Source organism: Rhizobium sp. BK512 (assembly GCF_014194915.1).
In the GTDB taxonomy this organism is placed as follows: Bacteria; Pseudomonadota; Alphaproteobacteria; order Rhizobiales; family Rhizobiaceae; genus Rhizobium.
In genome coordinates, this window is record NZ_JACIAS010000002.1 from 704,439 (window position 1) to 722,063 (window position 17,625).

General features: G+C 60.7%; 13 protein-coding genes. 2 read left to right on the plus strand and 11 right to left on the minus strand.

The genetic code is table 11. The annotated features are described in order from the left end of the window. Window positions 1-83: 83 nt before the first annotated feature. Window positions 84-755 carry a DsbA family oxidoreductase gene (locus FHX06_RS09425; protein ID WP_112547210.1) on the plus strand — a complete coding sequence of 224 codons (672 nt, stop codon included), beginning with the start codon at window positions 84-86 and terminating at the stop codon, window positions 753-755. A gap of 59 nt (window positions 756-814) precedes the next feature. Here the strand turns inward: FHX06_RS09425 and mfd are convergent, their stop codons facing one another. Both mfd and FHX06_RS09435 read right to left on the minus strand, forming a co-directional pair. Beyond that, window positions 815-4,321: a transcription-repair coupling factor gene (gene mfd / locus FHX06_RS09430; RefSeq protein WP_183879014.1), complete on the minus strand. Its 3,507-nt coding sequence runs from the start codon at window positions 4,319-4,321 to the stop codon at window positions 815-817. After that, window positions 4,318-4,620: a succinate dehydrogenase assembly factor 2 gene (locus FHX06_RS09435; protein WP_112547208.1), complete on the minus strand. Its 303-nt coding sequence runs from the start codon at window positions 4,618-4,620 to the stop codon at window positions 4,318-4,320. Before FHX06_RS09435 ends, mfd begins: the two co-directional genes overlap by 4 nt. A 94-nt stretch (window positions 4,621-4,714) precedes the next feature. Here FHX06_RS09435 and recG point away from each other — a divergent pair, with 94 nt between their 5' ends. After that, complete coding sequence (recG, locus tag FHX06_RS09440; protein ID WP_183879016.1) at window positions 4,715-6,820, plus strand: ATP-dependent DNA helicase RecG; 2,106 nt, start codon at window positions 4,715-4,717, stop codon at window positions 6,818-6,820. A 22-nt stretch (window positions 6,821-6,842) separates the two neighbouring features. Here the strand turns inward: recG and FHX06_RS09445 are convergent, their stop codons facing one another. From FHX06_RS09445 to FHX06_RS09485, 9 genes are all read right to left on the minus strand, one after another. Next, the gene (locus FHX06_RS09445; RefSeq protein ID WP_112547206.1) at window positions 6,843-7,529 is read right to left on the minus strand and encodes a DUF502 domain-containing protein; all 687 of its coding nucleotides are present in this window, start codon (window positions 7,527-7,529) and stop codon (window positions 6,843-6,845) included. A 124-nt stretch (window positions 7,530-7,653) separates the two neighbouring features. Next, the gene (glmS, locus tag FHX06_RS09450) at window positions 7,654-9,480 is read right to left on the minus strand and encodes a glutamine--fructose-6-phosphate transaminase (isomerizing) (RefSeq protein ID WP_183879017.1); all 1,827 of its coding nucleotides are present in this window, start codon (window positions 9,478-9,480) and stop codon (window positions 7,654-7,656) included. Between the two features lie 108 nt (window positions 9,481-9,588). Then, a complete protein-coding gene (gene glmU, locus FHX06_RS09455; protein ID WP_183879019.1) occupies window positions 9,589-10,950 on the minus strand; it encodes a bifunctional UDP-N-acetylglucosamine diphosphorylase/glucosamine-1-phosphate N-acetyltransferase GlmU in 1,362 nt (453 codons plus the stop codon). A gap of 63 nt (window positions 10,951-11,013) precedes the next feature. Continuing rightward, entirely contained in the window at window positions 11,014-11,787 is a 774-nt protein-coding gene (locus FHX06_RS09460; protein WP_112547203.1) for a FadR/GntR family transcriptional regulator, read from the minus strand. A 13-nt stretch (window positions 11,788-11,800) separates the two neighbouring features. Beyond that, window positions 11,801-12,769, minus strand: coding sequence for a galactofuranose ABC transporter, permease protein YjfF (gene yjfF / locus FHX06_RS09465; RefSeq protein ID WP_183845935.1), 969 nt, complete (start codon window positions 12,767-12,769; stop codon window positions 11,801-11,803). After that, window positions 12,766-13,776 carry an ABC transporter permease gene (locus tag FHX06_RS09470; protein WP_183879021.1) on the minus strand — a complete coding sequence of 337 codons (1,011 nt, stop codon included), beginning with the start codon at window positions 13,774-13,776 and terminating at the stop codon, window positions 12,766-12,768. Before FHX06_RS09470 ends, yjfF begins: the two co-directional genes overlap by 4 nt. Next, window positions 13,773-15,296, minus strand: coding sequence for a galactofuranose ABC transporter, ATP-binding protein YtfR (gene ytfR / locus FHX06_RS09475; RefSeq protein ID WP_183879023.1), 1,524 nt, complete (start codon window positions 15,294-15,296; stop codon window positions 13,773-13,775). The genes FHX06_RS09470 and ytfR overlap by 4 nt, the downstream gene beginning before the upstream one ends. A gap of 120 nt (window positions 15,297-15,416) precedes the next feature. Then, window positions 15,417-16,379 carry a galactofuranose ABC transporter, galactofuranose-binding protein YtfQ gene (gene ytfQ / locus FHX06_RS09480; RefSeq protein WP_063475569.1) on the minus strand — a complete coding sequence of 321 codons (963 nt, stop codon included), beginning with the start codon at window positions 16,377-16,379 and terminating at the stop codon, window positions 15,417-15,419. A gap of 148 nt (window positions 16,380-16,527) precedes the next feature. Then, window positions 16,528-17,604, minus strand: a complete 1,077-nt coding sequence (locus FHX06_RS09485) for a BMP family ABC transporter substrate-binding protein (RefSeq protein WP_112547199.1) — start codon at window positions 17,602-17,604, stop codon at window positions 16,528-16,530. Window positions 17,605-17,625 lie beyond the last annotated feature (21 nt).

Consider the following 17,625-nt stretch of genomic DNA (forward strand, 5'->3'; position numbering starts at 1 on the left):
CGGCCTTCCTCTAAAGATCGCCGGCAACATCTTCTATGCATCGCGCCGACTCTTGTTGAGGGATGGCAGAATAGGGAATTACAATGGAACGCATCACCATCGACGTCGTCTCTGATGTCGTCTGCCCCTGGTGCTATCTCGGCAAGGCGCGGCTGGAGCTCGCGATCGCCGAGGTTCAGGACGAAATCGGTGTCGATATCAACTGGCGCCCCTATCGTCTCAATCCGGATTATCCGCGCGAAGGCGTCGATCAGAAGAAGATGCTGGAGCAGAAACTCGGTGGCGCCGAACGCGTGGCCGAAGCGCACAAGATGCTGACCAACTACGGTCGTGAAGTCGGCATCAACTTCAATTTCGAAGCCATCAAGATCGGGCCGAACACACTTGACGCGCACCGCCTGATCCACTGGGCGGTTGTCGAGGACAGGCAGAAGCAGGAGGCCGTGGTCTCGGCACTGTTCAAGGCCAATTTCGAAGAGGGCCGCAATATCGGCGATCATGAAGTGCTGCTCGATATCGCCGAGAAGGCAGGCCTGCAGCGCTCCGTCATTGCTGCCCTGCTCGCGTCCGATGCCGACAGCAGCGTCATTCTCTCGGAAATCGACGCGGCGCAGCGCATGGGCGTCAATGGCGTGCCGTTCTTCATCTTCGACCAGCAATATGCTGTCAGTGGCGCACAGACACCGGATGTGCTGGCAGAAGCGCTGCGCGAAATCGCCAAGGCAAAGGCCGAAGCACGCGCCGGGATGAATTGACACCGACGATCCCAGCTAACGGATGAGAGTAAGGGCAGTCCGGTTTCGCCGGGCTGCCCTTAACTTTTGGCCAGTTCCGCAAGCTGCGTCATGATGACGGCCGCGCCCTGCAGGCGCTTTTCCGGGGTGGGCAAGTCGCGGGTCAGGAACAGGCTGTGGTCGGGACGGATCTTCGCCATCGCACCCTGCTTGCCAATATAACCGACCAGATTGGCCGGGTTCGGGAATTCCTTGTTGCGGAACTGGAGGACGACGCCCTTCGGGCCTGCATCGAGCTTTTCAACATTGGCCGTGCGGCAGAGCGACTTGATGTAGACGATCTTCAGCAGGTGCTGGACTTCGACAGGCATCGGGCCGAAACGGTCGATCATCTCGGCGCCGAAGCCATCGATCTCCTTGAGCTCGCTCACCTCGCCGAGGCGACGATAGAGCGCCATGCGCAGGTGCAGGTCCGGCACGTAATTGTCGGGGATCATGACCGGCGTGCCAACGGAAATCTGCGGCGACCAGCCGGTATCGGCGATCTCGTCGACACCCTTCACTTCGGCAACCGCCTCTTCCAGCATCTGCTGGTAGAGCTCGAAGCCGACTTCCTTGATATGGCCGGACTGTTCCTCGCCGAGCAGGTTGCCGGCGCCTCTGATATCAAGGTCGTGGCTGGCGAGCTGGAAGCCGGCGCCGAGCGTGTCCAGCGACTGCAGCACTTTCAGGCGGCGCTCGGCGGTTGCCGTCAGGACCTTGTTGACGGGTAGCGTGAAGAGCGCGAAGGCGCGCACCTTCGAACGGCCGACACGGCCGCGCAGCTGATAAAGCTGGGCAAGGCCGAACATATCGGCACGGTGGACGATCAGCGTATTGGCCGTCGGCACGTCGAGGCCGGATTCGACGATGGTGGTCGAGAGCAGCATGTCATAACGGCCTTCGTAGAAGGCATTCATGATGTCTTCGAGTTCACCGGCCGGCATCTGGCCATGAGCGACGGCGACCTTCAGCTCCGGCACGTCGGACTGCAGGAAGGCGTGGATATCTTCGAGGTCGGCAAGACGCGGGCAGACATAGAAGCTCTGGCCGCCGCGATAATGCTCGCGCATCAGCGTTTCGCGGATGACGAGGCTGTCGAAGGGCGAAATGAAGGTGCGCACCGCCATACGATCGACCGGCGGCGTGGTGATGAGCGAAAGCTCACGCACCCCGGTCATGGCAAGCTGCAGCGTGCGCGGGATCGGCGTTGCCGAGAGCGTCAGCACATGCACGTCGCTCTTCAGCTCCTTCAGCCGCTCCTTGTGCTTGACGCCGAAATGCTGCTCTTCGTCGATGATCAGCAGGCCGAGATTGGCGAAGTTGATGCCCGAGCCAAGCAGCGCGTGGGTGCCGACGACGATATCCGTCTTCCCATCGGCGACTTCCTTCTTGGTCAGCGCCAATTCCTTGGAGCCGACAAGGCGCGAAGCCTGCTGCACGCGCACCGGCAATCCGCGGAAGCGCTCGGAGAATGTCTTGAAATGCTGGCGAGAGAGCAGCGTGGTCGGCACGACGACAGCGACCTGTACGCCATTCATTGCGGCGACGAATGCGGCGCGAAGTGCCACTTCCGTCTTGCCGAAGCCAACGTCGCCGCACACGAGACGGTCCATCGGCCGGCCAGCACCGAGATCGCCGCGCACGGCCTCGATGGCGTTTTCCTGATCTTCCGTTTCGTCGTAGGGGAAACGGGCAGCGAACTCATCATAGAGCCCTTCCGGCGTCGTCAGCACGGGCGCGTGGCGCGTCAGGCGCTCGGCTGCGATGCGGATCAGGGCATCGGCCATATCCAGCAGGCGCCTCTTGAGCTTGGCCTTGCGCATCTGCCATGCGCCGCCGCCGAGCTTATCGAGTTGCACTTCCGTGCCCTCGCCGCCAAAGCGTGACAGGAGATCGATGTTTTCGACCGGCAGGAAGAGCTTTGCCTCATCGGCATATTGCAGTTCGAGACAGGCATGCGGCGCACCGGCCGCCTCGATGGTGCGCAGGCCGACGAAACGGCCGATACCGTGTTCGGCATGGACGACGATCGAGCCTTCATCCAGACCCGCGACTTCCGAGATGAAATCTGCGGCGCGCTTGCGGCGACGTGAGCGGCGCACCATGCGGTCGCCGAGAATATCCTGTTCGCCGATGACGATGAGATCGCCGGTCTCGAAGCCGGATTCGAGGCTGAGCACAGCCGCGGCCGCCTCACCCTTCGAAAGACCGGAGACATCCTTCAGCGCCGTAATCGGCTTGACGCGTTCGAGGCCGTGTTCGTTCAGCACCTGCAGCAAACGCTCGAGCGACCCTTCGGTCCAGGCGGTGATGATGATCTTCGCACCGCCGGCGCGCTTGTCTGCGATGTGCTTGACGACGACGTCGAAGACATTGACGCGCTCGGCATCACCGCCGCCTTCGGCATTCGAGCGCGCCCAGCGCTGCCCCTGGCGCGCATCGAGATTGACGACGCGGCGTGCCTCGCCTTCGTGCTCGTTGAAAGGCGACATGCGGATCGCGTTGATCGCATCGAGGGTGCGCGCAAAAGTCTTGCTGTCGAGATAGAGCTGACCGGGTGAGACCGGCTTGTAGGGCGTGCCCTGCGCCATCTGGCCCTTGCCCTGCTGGCCGGAATTCAGACGCGCGTCGTAATAGTCGTAGACGAGCTTGGACCGTTCTTCGGCCGCCTCACGCACCGTGTGATCGATGACGATGCGGAAGCCGGAGAGGTAATCGAATACCGTATCCAGCTTCTCGTAAAATAACGGAAGCCAATGCTCCATGCCGGGATAGCGGCGACCTTCCGATACGGCGAGGTAAAGTGCATCGTCACGCGTGGCGGCGCCGAAGGTGGAGAGGTAATTCTTGCGGAAACGGCTGATCGTATCCGGCGTCAGCGTCACCTCGCTCATCGGATTGAGATCGAGGGAACGCACCTGGCCGATCGTGCGCTGGCTGGCCGGATCGAAGCTGCGGATGCTCTCCAGTGTGTCGCCGAAGAAATCCAGGCGAACCGGTTCTTCCGAACCCGGCACGAAGACATCGAGGATGCCGCCGCGCACCGCATATTCTCCGACCTCACGCACGGTCGCCACACGCTCGAAGCCGTTGCGCTCCAGCCGTCCGGCAATATCGTCCATCCGCACCTGATTGCCGGGACGCGCGGAAAAGGTCAGGCTTTCGATGATATCTTGCGGCGCCACCTTCTGCAGCATGGCATTGGCTGTCACCAGCACGATTGCCGCATGCGGCTTCTTGCGATGGGCGATCAGACCCGAGAGCGCGGCGAGCCTCCGCGCCGAAGTATCGGCGCTCGGCGAAACGCGGTCATAGGGAAGACAGTCCCAGGCGGGCAGCGTCAAGACTGGAATATCAGGGGCAACGAAGCCCAGCATCTGCTCCAGATCGGCCATGCGTTGACCATCTGACAGTACATAGGCGACCGGCTCGCCATTGCGTGCGAGCTCGGCCAGCAGCAACGGCTCCATGCCTGCAGGCACATTGCCGATCGTCAGCGGCTCGGCGGCGGCTGCGAGCTTCTTGGCATCAAAACCAGGGATCATTCCGGCGTCCTGGGGGTCTCGAAGTCGGGTTTGTAGGCGGCAATGCGGGCAAACATGGGCGTCTGTAAATGCTCGGGCGTCGGCCAGGTTCCCATGATCCAGCGCACTAGGTCATTATCTTCTTCCGCCATGATCGTCTCGAATTCATCGAGCTCGACTTCGCTCATCGTGGGAAGTTCATTTTCAGCAAACTGGCCGAAGACAAGGTCCATCTCTCTGATGCCGCGATGCCAGCAGCGGAAAAGAATCCGGCGGCGTCGGGGGTCGAGACCGGCGCTCGTGAGCGTTACTCCTGTCATGGCATCACCTTCCTTGTTGATGCGCCTCTATAGACCCTGGAAAGCGGCTTGTCAGCCTTGCCAAGGCCCTATTGTTCATCGCATTTTGGCGCCCATGCGCCCCACCATTCTCGATCCGCTGTTTTCTCCCGTTTCGGGCCTTCCAGGCGTTGGCCCGAAGATCTCCGAGCTTTTCGTCAAGCTGCTCGGACGTGAAACACCGGATAGTTGCCGGGTCATCGATCTGCTGTTCCACGCGCCCTACTCACTGATCGACCGCCGGAACCAGCCGGGCATTGCCCGCGCGCCGCAAGGCGCGATCGTAACCATCACTGCGCGTGTCGACCGGCATCAGGCGCCGCCCCGCGGCAATCGCAACGTTCCCTACCGGGTCTTTCTGCATGACGAGACCGGCGAGCTGACGCTCGTCTTCTTTCGCGGGCAGGCCGCATGGCTGGAAAAACAGTTGCCGATCGACGAGGAGGTGACCGTCAGCGGCAAGGTTGACTGGTTCAACGGCCGGGCCTCAATGGTCCACCCCGACTATATCGTCAGAGCAAGCGAGGGTGAGAGCCTGCCGCTGGTCGAACCGATCTATCCGCTGACGGCGGGGCTTTCACCGAAGACCTTGCGCAAAATCATCGAGGCGGCATTGCCGCGCATGCCTGAACTTCCGGAATGGATCGATCTCGCGCTGGCGCAAAAACAGGGCCTGCCGACGATCCGCGACAGTTTCCATATGCTGCACGAGCCGCGGGATACGTCCGACATCGATCCGCAGACGCCTGCCCGCCGCAGGCTTGCCTATGATGAATTTCTCGCCGGCCAGCTGTCCTTGGCGCTTGTTCGCCAGCGGCTGCGAAAGGTCGCCGGACAACCCGTACATGCCACTGGAAAAATCAGCGGCAAGATATTGCAAAATCTTCCTTTTTCTCCAACCAAGAGCCAGACCGAGGCGATAGCCGACGTACTAAAGGATATGGCCGGCGAAGAACGCATGCTGCGGCTTTTGCAGGGCGATGTCGGCTCAGGCAAAACGCTGGTGGCGCTGTTGTCGATGGCCGCCGTCATCGAAAGCGGCGGCCAGGCCGTGCTGATGGCGCCGACGGAAATCCTCGCACGCCAGCATCATGCGACGATCTCGAAATTCGCAGCCGCCGCCGGTCTTAGCGTCGAAGTATTGACGGGGCGCACCAAGGGGCGCGAACGGGAGGATATTCTCGAACGCATCGCCTCCGGCGAAGCGCAGATCGTCATCGGCACGCATGCGCTCTTCCAGGACAGCGTCAACTACAAGAACCTGATGCTGGCCGTCGTCGACGAGCAGCATCGTTTCGGCGTGCACCAGCGTCTGCGCCTGACGGCAAAGGGCATCTCGCCGCATATGCTGGTCATGACGGCAACGCCGATCCCGCGCACGCTGGTTCTGGCCGCTTTCGGCGATATGGACGTCTCGAAGCTGACGGAGAAGCCGGCCGGCCGAAAGCCGATTACCACCATCACCATCCCGATCGAGCGGACCGGCGAGATTGTCGGTCGGCTGAAGAGTGCGCTTGCCGAAGGCAAGAAGGCCTACTGGATCTGCCCGCTGGTCGAAGAGTCCGAAGAAGTCGATCTGATGTCGGTGGAAGAGCGGCATGCGACGCTCGTCTCCGCACTCGGTCCGGGCATCGGCCTCATTCATGGTCGCATGAGCGGGCCGGAAAAGGACGCCGTGATGCTCGCCTTCAAGAGTGGCGAATTGCGGCTGCTGGTGGCGACAACCGTCGTCGAGGTCGGCGTCGACGTGCCCGATGCGACGATCATGGTGATCGAACATGCCGAGCGCTTCGGGCTGGCGCAGTTGCACCAGCTTCGCGGTCGCGTCGGCCGCGGTGACGAGGCCTCGACCTGCATCCTGCTCTACAAGGGACCGCTCGGCGAGACCGGCCATGCGCGGCTGTCCATCATGCGCGATACGGAAGACGGTTTCCGGATTGCCGAAGAGGATTTGAAACTGCGTGGCGAAGGCGAAATCCTCGGGACGCGTCAGTCAGGCACGCCCGGGTTCCGTATCGCCAGTATCGAGGCGCATGCCGATTTGCTGGAAATCGCCCGCAAGGATGCCGCCTATCTCATCGAACGCGATCCGGACCTGACGAGCGAGCGTGGCGAGGCCGTGCGCACCCTGCTCTATCTCTTCCGCCGCGACGAGGCGATCCGTTTCCTCCGAGCCGGATAGAGCCGTTCCCGGCCGGGAAAGGCTAGTCGACCTTGGATATTGCCTTCGGCTTGGGGCGCACGACCGGCAGGTGTTCCGGGGCAACGAGGCCACCCGATATCAGGAATTTGGCGGCATCTTCCGGGCTCATGTCGAGCATGACGATCTTTTCGCGCGGCACGAAGATCAGGAAGCCGGCCGTCGGCACCGGCGTCGGCGGCAGGAAGACGGCGACCATGTCCTGCCCCATGGCGTTGAACTTTGAGCCGATCTCGCCCTTGGCATCGGTCGCGATGAAGACCAGCGCCCAGAGGCCCGGACCTGGATATTCGATCAGGCCGACCTTCTTGAAGGAATTGGACTGCTCCTTCAGGACCGTTTCGAAGATCTGCTTCACGCTTCTGTAGATCGTGCGCACCAGCGGCATGCGCTGGACGATGGATTCACCGAAGCGGACGATGCTCTGACCGATCAGATTCTTGCCGAGAAAGCCGACGATCGTGATGATGATCACCGCGGTCAACAGGCCAAAGCCGGGAATGGCGAAGTTTATGTAACTTTCGGGATTCCAGCGCGCCGGGATATAGGGGCGCACCCAGCTGTCCGACCAGTGGATAAAGGTCCACGTCAGCCAGATGGTGATGGCGATCGGTGCGCAGATAATCAGTCCAGCAAGGAAATTATTGCGTAGCCGCATGGCGACCGGCACTCGGGGGGCCTTCTCGGTCATCTTTTCTGATGAACTCCGTTTCAGTCTTTAGACAGGCCGGTTGACCGACCTTCCCCCTGTGTCCGCAAGGCACAAAATTGCCAGAATTCGCCTTGTCGCACAACATGTTTCAGCCTTGAAGGGCTTACTCCACAGTCACCGATTTTGCGAGGTTGCGCGGCTGGTCGACGTCCGTGCCCATGAAGACTGCCGTATGGTAAGCAAGCAGCTGGATTGGCAGCGAGAAGATCATCGGCGAGATGATTTCGTCGACATTGGGCAGCGTGATCGTCGCCATGGTCGGCAGCTTGGAAGCAGCAGCGCCATTCTCGTCGGTGATGAAGATGATGCGGCCGCCACGGGCTGCGACCTCCTGCATGTTAGACACCGTCTTCTCGAAGAACCGGTCATGGGGCGCAATGACGATGACAGGCATGTTCTCGTCGATCAGTGCGATCGGCCCATGCTTCAGTTCGCCCGCCGCATAACCTTCCGCGTGAATATAGGAGATCTCCTTGAGCTTCAGCGCGCCTTCCATGGCAAGCGGGAAGCTGGTGCCGCGACCGAGATAGAGCACGTCCTTGCACTTGGAGAGTTCGCGGGACAAGCCTTCCATCTGCGGCTGGATGAGATTGAGGACACGGCTCATGATGCGCGGCATTTCCGCAAGGTGGCGGACCATCGCCTTCTCGTCATCGGGGCTGATCGTGCCTCGGGCCCGGCCTGCGCCGATCGCCAGTGATGCAAGCACGGCAAGCTGGCAGGTGAAAGCCTTGGTGGAGGCAACGCCGATTTCCGGCCCGGCCATGATCGGGAAGACGGCATCGGATTCGCGGGCGATGGTCGATTCCCGCACATTGACGACGGCGCCGATCTTCAGGCCATTGTCCTTGCAGTAGCGCAGCGAAGCCAGCGTATCGGCGGTTTCGCCGGACTGCGAGATGAAGAGGGCGGCCTGCGACGGCTGCAGCGGCATTTCGCGGTAGCGGAACTCAGAGGCGACATCGATTTCGACCGGCAGGCGGGCATAACGCTCGAACCAGTATTTGCCGATCAGGCCGGCGAGATAGGCCGTGCCGCAGGCCGAGATCGCAAGGCCGGTCGCGGCTTTAAAATCAATGGCGGATGCATTCGGGCTGATCGTGTTGGCGGTGAAATCCACATAGTGGCTGAGCGCGTGGGAGATAACCTCCGGCTGCTCGTAGATTTCCTTTTCCATGAAATGACGGTGATTGCCCTTGTCGACCACATAAGCGGTCGCCTGGGAAATCTGGCGCGGGCGCTTGACCACCTTGCCGGAGAAATCGAGCACGGTCGCGCCTTCGCGGGTGATGATCGCCCAATCGCCGTCGACGAGATAGGTGATCTCGTTGGTGAAGGGGGACAGCGCGATAGCATCCGATCCCAGGAACATCTCGCCCTTGCCATAGCCAATGGCAAGCGGCGGGCCGGAGCGGGCAGCCATGATCGTGCCGGGATCGCTCTTCAGCATCACGGCCAGCGCATAGGCGCCGGTGACGCGGTTCAGCATCGTCAGCATGGCTTCGCGCGGAGACAGGCCCTCGCGCAGGTACTTCGCCATCAGATGGGCGACGACTTCGGTATCGGTCTGGCTCTGGAAGGCCGCGCCCTCATGGCTCAGCTCGTCGCGAAGTTCGGAGAAATTCTCGATGATGCCATTGTGGACGACGGCGACGCCTTCGACGAAATGCGGATGGGCGTTAGTCTCGTTCGGCACGCCGTGGGTTGCCCAGCGCGTATGGGCGATGCCGGTCGTTCCGGGCAATGGGTAGCTGTCGAGACGCTTTTCGAGGTTGAAAAGCTTGCCCTCGGCGCGGCGGCGATCCATCACGCCATCATGGATGGTGGCGACACCGGCGGAATCGTAGCCGCGATATTCCAGCCGCTTCAGCGCATCGACAAGACGGCTCGCAACCGGCGCATTTCCGACGATCCCAACAATTCCGCACATGCAAACGTCCCCTCAGACCTGTTCAGTGAGGCCACTCCTAGCGATTCCCGCTTATTTCTCAATTGGTACGGCGGTCACTTTCGGTTTCGGCACGTTACCGAAGAAGGCTCAGCCTTTGGCCTTCTTTGCAGCCTTGATGGCGAGCGCCCGTTCTCGCAGGAGCTTGGCACGTTCGGGCTTGATCTCCTGTCGGGCGCGGCCGAAGGCGAGCGCATCATCAGGCACGTCTGCGGTGATGACGCTGCCCGATGCGATATAGGCGCTGTCGCCGATCGTGACCGGAGCAACGAGCGAGGAATTCGAGCCGATGAAAGCGTCCTTGCCGATGACGGTCTCGAACTTGTTCACCCCGTCATAATTGCAGGTGACCGTGCCGGCGCCGATATTGCTGCCGGAGCCGATAACGGCGTCGCCGATATAGGTCAGGTGGTTGACCTTGGCGCCCTCGCCGATCTTGCCGTTCTTGACTTCGCAGAAATTGCCGACCTTGGATCCAACCGAAAGATCGGCGCCTGGACGCAAACGGGCGAAGGGGCCGACCGTCGCGCCTTCGCTCACATGCGCGCCCTCGATATGCGAGAAGGCATGGATGACCGCACCGCCATCGATGACGGCGCCGGGGCCGAAGACGACATTCGGCTCGATCAGTGCATCCTGGCCGATGACGGTGTCGTAGCAAAGGAATACCGTTTCCGGGGCGATCATCGTCACACCCGAGAGCATCAGTTCGTGGCGGCGGCGCTCCTGCCAGAAGCGTTCGATCGCCGCGAGCTCGGCGCGGTTATTGCAGCCGGCCATCTCGACCTCCGGCGCATCGACGGCGGTGACGCGGCCGCCAAACGAGCGGGCGATCTCGACGAGATCGGTCAGATAATATTCGCCCTTGGCATTGCTGTTGCCGATGCGCGACAGCAGGTCGAGCGCCTTGCGGCCGTTGATCACCATGAGGCCGCTGTTGCACCACTTGACGGCGCGCTCGGCGTCCGTGGCGTCCTTCTCCTCCCGGATGGCAATCAATTCGCCATCCTTGACAAGCAGGCGTCCGTAGCCGGCCGGACGGTCCGTATGGAAACCGATGACGACGATGTCGCTGCCTTCGGCCAATGCCTTGCGGGCTTCGAGCAGCGGACCGGCGGTCTGCAGCGGCACGTCGCCGTAAGTCACGAGAATATCGTCATAGCCTTCGGCAATCGCCTCACGGGCGGCGAGAACGGCGTGGCCGGTACCGAGGCGCTGTTCCTGAACATACGATTTGACCGTCACGCCGCCGATATCGGCAGCCTTTGCCACTTTCTCGGCATCCCGGCCGACGACGAGGGCAACGGAAGACACTCCGGTTGCGGCCACGGCATCGACGACATGAGCGATCATCGGTCGGCCGGCGACCTCATGAAGCACCTTCGACTTTGCGGATTTCATTCGGGTGCTGTCACCGGCGGCGAGAATGACGGCAAGGCAGGTGCGTTCCATGGCAGACTCCGAGAATCCATTGCGAGGCGGCTCTTCCGCCGCTCATAGCAGCAAGGCGACGCTTCAAAAAGACGAAATCGGCAGGGAAACGATGGGCTCGGAAAGCGCGGAGAAGGCTTCGTGGACGTGGTCCCTGCCCTCAACGATGACAATTTCCATCGCCTTGCGAGCCGCGGCGGCGTCGCCTGCCGCAATCGCGTCGACGATGCGCATATGGGTTTCAGCAATGTTGGCGAAACCGTTCTCGGATGGCGGCGTACTCATGCGGAACATGCCGACGAGTGCCGCCTCGATGAGCCCGCCAAGCGTGCGCATGAAGGGATTATGGGACGCCTCTGAAACGGCGAGATGGAAGCGCAGATCGGCAAGTGCCAGGCTGTCGGCCGTATGGTCACTTGCGGCCATGTCGAGCGCCAGGCCGCGCAGCCATTCGATCTCGTCCGGTTTTGCACGCTCGGCCACGAGGCCGGCCGCGAAAGGTTCGAAAGCGAGACGGATATCGTAAAGCTGCAGGAGGAATTCTTCACTCACACCGTTGGCGAAATGCCAGGATATGATTTCGGTGTCGAACATGTTCCAGAAGTTCTTTTCCGTAACACGCGTACCGACGCGCGCCTTTGCAACGACCATGCCCTTGGCAGCAAGCGTCTTCATCGTTTCACGCAGCACCGTACGCGAAACCTTGAAGCGCTGCGCCAGTTCTCCGTCTCCGGGCAGGATAGCGCCGACGGGATAGGTGCCGGCAACGATTCCCCGGCCGAGTTCATCGACGACATGCGCGTGGCTTGTTCGGGTTCTTCGCCCTACCTTACGGGTTTCAAGCGATCTGTTGCGCAATACGACTCTCCTCCTAGCCATATCTCCTGTTCAGACTGGAAAGGAAAAGGATGGCCTTCTGCATCACCATGAATGCAAAAAGCAGCAGGCCAATCAGGATTTTCGTCCACCAGCTCGACAGCGTGCCGTCGAAAGTGATGTAAGTCTGAATGAGCCCCTGGATCAGCAGACCGATGAAGGTCCCTGCCACGAATCCCGCTCCTCCTGTCAGCAGCGTCCCTCCGATGACGACTGCTGCGATGGCATCCAGTTCGACGCCCACCGCCGCAAGAGAATATCCTGCAGAGGTGTATAGGGAAAAAACGATTCCGGATAGGCCCGCCAGAAAACCCGACAGGGCGTAGATCTGGATCGTCGTGCGCGCCACTGGAACGCCCATCAACTGTGCCGTCTGCACGCCGCCGCCCAGCGCATAGACATTGGTCCCGAAGCGGGTGCGGTGCGCGATGAATATACCGGCTGCGAACACGATCAGCATGATGGCGCCAATCAGCGTCAGACGTCCGCCACCCGGCAAACGATAATAGAGGCTGGTCAGCGTCGAATAATATTCGTGATTGATCGGAATGCTGTCGATCGACAGGACATAGGCCATGCCGCGAGCGAGGAACATGCCGGCAAGGGTCACGATGAACGGCGGCATCTGCAGGAAATGGATGATCATACCCATCACGGCACCGAAGGCGGTCGTGATGATGAGAACGATCGCAAAGGCGGCCAGCGGATGAATGCTGGTATTCTGCAGGATCACTGCGAGAAAAACACCGGTGAAGGCGATAACGGATCCAATCGACAGATCGATGCCACCGGAGATGATGACGAAGGTCATGCCGACGGCGGCAACGCCGAGAAATGCGTTATCCGTCAGCAGATTGCCGATGACGCGCGTCGACAGGATGTTCGGATATTGCAGCGTGCAAACCGCGTAGGCGAGCACGAAGATGACGATCGTCGCAAGGAGCGGCAAGTATTTGGAATTCATTTGCGCCCCTTTGCGTCCGTCCGGCGGCTCAGGAAGCTGGTCAGCGATTGCATGGCCGGCGACTGGATGACCAGAATGACGATGATGATGATCGCCTTGATGATGAGATTGAACTCCGGCGGAAAGCCGGAAAGCAGAATACCGGTGTTGACCGCCTGGATGATCATAGCGCCAACCAGCGAACCGACGATGCTGAAGCGGCCACCCAGCAGCGAGTTGCCACCGACAACCACGGCGAGGATGGCATCGAGCTCCAACCAGAGGCCGGCATTGTTGGCGTCCGCACCCTTGATGTCGGCGGCGACGATGATGCCCGCGATGGAAGCACAGAGGCCGCTCAGCATATAGACCGCCATCAGCAGCACCGGCGTCTGTACACCTGACAGCGTGCTCGCGCGTCTGTTGATGCCGACAGCCTCGATCAGCATGCCGAGCGCGGTGCGGCGGACCAGCAGGATGACCATCAGGGCGACGATCAGCCAGATGACGACGGGCATCGGCAGGAAGGCGAAGGAGCCGCTGCCGAGAAAGATCAGCCCGTCATCGTTGAACGTCATGATGGCGCCTTCGGTGATGAGCTGGGCGATCCCGCGTCCGGCGACCATCAGGACGAGCGTGGCGATGATCGGCTGTATGTTGAGGACGGCGACGAGGAATCCGTTCCAGAAGCCACAGAGCAGGCCGACGACGACAGTGAGTGCCAGCGTATAGGCAAGCGAATTGCCTTCGACGATCGACGAGGCTGCAACGGCGCCACAAATCGCGATGACTGCGCCGACTGAAAGGTCGATGCCCTTGGTGGCGATCACCAGCGTCATGCCGATCGCCAGCAGCGCAACGGGCGCGCCGCGATTGAGAACATCGATGATGCTTCCGTAGAGCCGACCATTTTGAACAATTACATCAAGAAATTGCGGGAAGAAGCTGAAATTCAAAAGAAGAACAACCAAAAGCGCAATCAATTGCGGCGCAAGACGAAAGCCCAGCGCCTTCAGCGAGGCAGTCATGCATCCTCCGTTCGTTTGTCGCCCGCAGCAATGGCGTCGACGATGCCGGCGGCGGTTATGCGCTCACCGGTCAATTCAGCGATATGTTCGCGGTCGCGCAGCACGATGACGCGAGAACTGTAGGCAACCAGCTCCTCCAGTTCCGAAGAAATGACGATCAGCGACATGCCCCTGGCGCACAGTTGCTCGATCAGCTTGATGATCTCGGCATGGGCACCGACATCGATGCCGCGGGTCGGTTCGTCCAGGATCAGGAAATTGGGATTCGTGGCCAGCCAGCGAGCTAGGATCGCCTTCTGCTGATTGCCGCCCGACAGAAGCCGAATAGGCTTTTCACGGTCGGTCGTGCGGATATCGAGCGCCTTGATGTATTCGTCGGCGATCGCATTCTGTTCGGCGCGCGAAAGCGGCCGCGCCCAGCCTCGGCGCGCCTGCAGGGCAAGCGCTATGTTCTCGCGGATCGACAGGTCGCCGATGATGCCATCCGTCTTGCGATCTTCCGGGCAGAAGCCGAAGCCCCTGGCGATTGCGGCACGTGGGCTCGACAGCGTCACCGGCGCGCCATCGATCCTGGCGACGCCGCTGTCGGCGCTTTCGATGCCGAACATGAGTTCTGCTGTTTCCGTGCGCCCGGAGCCGAGAAGTCCGGCAATGCCGACAACTTCGCCGACGCGGACTTCGAGATCGAAGGGTTTCACCTTGCCGCGTTTTCCAAAGCCCTCGAAAGCATATTTGACCTCGCCGGCGGCAATCATGCGTTCCTTGGCGGCATGTTCCGTCTGCGCGAGTTCGCGCCCGAGCATCATGGCGATCAGGTTCTGCCGCGACAGTTCGGCTGCCGCGTGCGTACCCACAAGCCGGCCGTTGCGCAGCACGGTGATGCGGTCACTGACAGCATAGACCTGTTCGAGGAAATGAGTAATGAAGACAATACCCAATCCGCGCTTCTTCAAGTCATTTATGATGCGGAAAAGCATCTCGACTTCATGGGTATCGAGGCTGGCGGTGGGCTCGTCGAGAATGAGCACCTTGCCCGACAGATCGACGGCGCGAGCGATCGCGACGATCTGCTGGACAGCGACCGAGAAGCGGTCGAGCTGCGCGGTGACGTCGATATCGAGACCGTAGCCTGCCAGAAGCTCACGGGCATTCCGGTTCATGGTGCGGGCATCGATCATGCCGAAACGCTTCGGCTGGCGGCCGAGGAACAGATTCTCCGCGACGCTGAGATTGGAGAGGAGGTTGACCTCTTGGTAGACGGTGCCGATGCCGAGCTTCTGGGCGGCCAGCGTATCGGCCGGATCAATCTCGTGACCTTCCAGTGTCAGGCTTCCACCATCGCGGCGATAGGCGCCGGTAATGCATTTGATGAGCGTCGACTTGCCGGCGCCGTTTTCGCCGAGCAAGGCGTGAACCTCGCCACGGCGCAGCGTGAAATCCACCTTGTCCAGGGCGACAGCGCCGGGGAAGAATTTCGAAATGGCCGAGGCTGCGAGAATATTCTCGAAATTGTGAACCATGAGGGCTGCTGTTTCCTGATATTGCGCCTTACGCCTGCGCCAAAACCGGGCATGACGCCCGGCCCGGCACCGGCAGTTCCGCACCGGTCCATGATGGACCGGTGCGGTTGCAGGTTCTAATCAGTAGCCCTGGCCCTTCTTTTCTTCGTAGACCTTCATCGGGTCGTCAGCAGGCGTATAGAGCTTGGATTCAGTCTGGATCCACTTCGCCGGAGCCTTCTTGTCCTTCAGGTATGCATCGAGCGCATCGAAGGCCGGGCCTGCCATGTTCGGCGTCAGCTCGACCGTGGCATTGGCCTCACCTTCGGACATGGCCTTGAAAATGTCGGGCACGGCGTCGATGGAGACGACGAGGATATCCTTGCCCGGCTTCAGGCCAGCTTCCTTGATCGCCTGGATCGCGCCAACCGCCATATCATCGTTATGGGCATAGAGAGCGCAGATGTCCTTGCCGCCGTTCTCGGCCTTCAGGAAGCTTTCCATGACTTCCTTGCCCTTGGTGCGGGTAAAGTCGCCGGTCTGGCTGCGAACGATCTTCAGGTTGTCGTGGCCGGCAAGAGCCTCTTCGAAGCCCTTCTTGCGAGCGATGGCCGGCGACGAACCGGTGGTGCCCTGCAGCTCGACGACGTTGCACTTCTTGTCGCCGACGGTCTTTACCAGGAAGTCGCCTGCGACCTTGCCTTCGTGGACCAGGTCGGAGGTAACCGCCGTCAGGTAGAGATCGTCAGGAGCCTTGATCGTACGGTCGAGAAGGATGACCGGAATCTTGGCTTCCTTGGCTTCCTTCAGAACGTCGTCCCAGCCGGTTTCGACAACGGGAGCAATGAGAATGGCATCGACGCCCTGAGCAATGAAGGAGCGCAGAGCCTTGATCTGATTTTCCTGCTTCTGCTGCGCATCGGCAAACTTCAGATCGATGCCGCGCTTCTTGGCCTGTTCCTTGGTCACTGTCGTTTCAGCCGCGCGCCAGCCCGATTCCGAACCGATCTGCGAGAAGCCAACAGTCAAGCCGGCGGCCGAAGCCGAACCGAACATGCAGGCAGCCAGAATCGTGGCACTCAAAAGTGCAGTCTTCAATTTCATGATTTCCTCTCCCAATGCCGCGTCTCGCGGCGCAGGGTCAAAAAATCATATAGTAATACTTTTGTAAATGCGCATTTTGGTATGCACTGCAGCAAAAAAGGCGCTCTTTTCAGAGCGCCTTTTCGCAACTGCGAGTTACAAAAACTGCTTATTGTGCCGGCAGCTTGTCATCCACGCCTTCGACGTAGAAGTTCATGCCGAGCAGCGTGCCGTCATCAGCCTTTTCGCCGGCTTTCAGCCAGGGCGTGCCGTCCTGCTTGTTGATCGGACCGGTGAAAGGATGCAGTTCGCCGGACTTGATCTTGGCTTCGGTTTCCTCAGCCATCTTCTTCACGTCGTCAGGCATGTTGGTGTAAGGCGCCATCTTGAGGATGCCATCCTTCAGGCCGTCCCAGCTCTGCTCGGACTTCCAGGTACCGTCGAGAAGGGCGTGAACGCGCTTGGAGTAATAGTTGCCCCAGGTATCGACGATCGCCGTCAGCTGAGCTTTCGGGCCGGCTGCGATCATGTCCGATGCCTGGCCGAAAGCGTGGATGCCGCGCTCTTCGGCAACCTGCATCGGCGCAGTCGTGTCGGTGTGCTGGGTCAGCACGTCGACGCCCTGGTCGATCATGGCCTTGGCAGCGTCTGCTTCCTTGCCCGGGTCGAACCAGGTGTTGACCCAGATGACCTTGAGCTTGAAGCTCGGGTCGATCGACTTTGCGCCCTGCTCGAAGGAGTTGATGCCCATGACCACTTCCGGGATCGGGAAGGAGGCGATGTAGGCAGCGCCATGATTCTTCGAGGTCTTGGCGGCGATCTGGCCGAGGATGTAGCGGCCTTCATAGAAGCGCGAATTGTAAGTCGCGAGGTTCGGGCCGGCCTTGTAGCCGGTGCCGTGCTCGAACTTGACCTTCGGGAACTTGGCGGCAACCTTGACCGTCGCGTCCATGAAACCGAAAGACGTCGTGAAGATCAGCTGGCAGCCGGAACGCGCGAGGCGCTCGATGGCGCGTTCGGCATCCGGGCCTTCCGGGACGTTTTCGAGGTAGGGCGTTTCGATCTTGTCACCGAATTCGGCCTGGATCTGCTGGCGGCCGACATCGTGCGCCTGCGAATAACCGCCGTCATTGTGCGCGCCGACATAGACGAAGCAGACCTTCGTCTTGTCGGCCGCCGCGGCGGCTGAGGATATGCCGATCACGGCTGCGGCCGATGCGGCAAGTGTGAGTGCGAACTTCTTCATGATGACCCCTGTTGGTTTGAA

Excerpts from the sequence above, each read along its gene's own strand:
- FHX06_RS09425 (WP_112547210.1), top strand. The coding sequence starts at position 84 with ATGGAACGCATCACCATCGACGTCGTCTCTGATGTCGTCTGCCCCTGG.
- mfd (WP_183879014.1), bottom strand. The coding sequence starts at position 4,321 with ATGATCCCTGGTTTTGATGCCAAGAAGCTCGCAGCCGCCGCCGAGCCG.
- FHX06_RS09435 (WP_112547208.1), bottom strand. The coding sequence starts at position 4,620 with ATGACAGGAGTAACGCTCACGAGCGCCGGTCTCGACCCCCGACGCCGC.
- recG (WP_183879016.1), top strand. The coding sequence starts at position 4,715 with ATGCGCCCCACCATTCTCGATCCGCTGTTTTCTCCCGTTTCGGGCCTT.
- FHX06_RS09445 (WP_112547206.1), bottom strand. The coding sequence starts at position 7,529 with ATGACCGAGAAGGCCCCCCGAGTGCCGGTCGCCATGCGGCTACGCAAT.
- glmS (WP_183879017.1), bottom strand. The coding sequence starts at position 9,480 with ATGTGCGGAATTGTTGGGATCGTCGGAAATGCGCCGGTTGCGAGCCGT.
- glmU (WP_183879019.1), bottom strand. The coding sequence starts at position 10,950 with ATGGAACGCACCTGCCTTGCCGTCATTCTCGCCGCCGGTGACAGCACC.
- yjfF (WP_183845935.1), bottom strand. The coding sequence starts at position 12,769 with ATGAATTCCAAATACTTGCCGCTCCTTGCGACGATCGTCATCTTCGTG.
- FHX06_RS09470 (WP_183879021.1), bottom strand. The coding sequence starts at position 13,776 with ATGACTGCCTCGCTGAAGGCGCTGGGCTTTCGTCTTGCGCCGCAATTG.
- ytfR (WP_183879023.1), bottom strand. The coding sequence starts at position 15,296 with ATGGTTCACAATTTCGAGAATATTCTCGCAGCCTCGGCCATTTCGAAA.
- ytfQ (WP_063475569.1), bottom strand. The coding sequence starts at position 16,379 with ATGAAATTGAAGACTGCACTTTTGAGTGCCACGATTCTGGCTGCCTGC.
- FHX06_RS09485 (WP_112547199.1), bottom strand. The coding sequence starts at position 17,604 with ATGAAGAAGTTCGCACTCACACTTGCCGCATCGGCCGCAGCCGTGATC.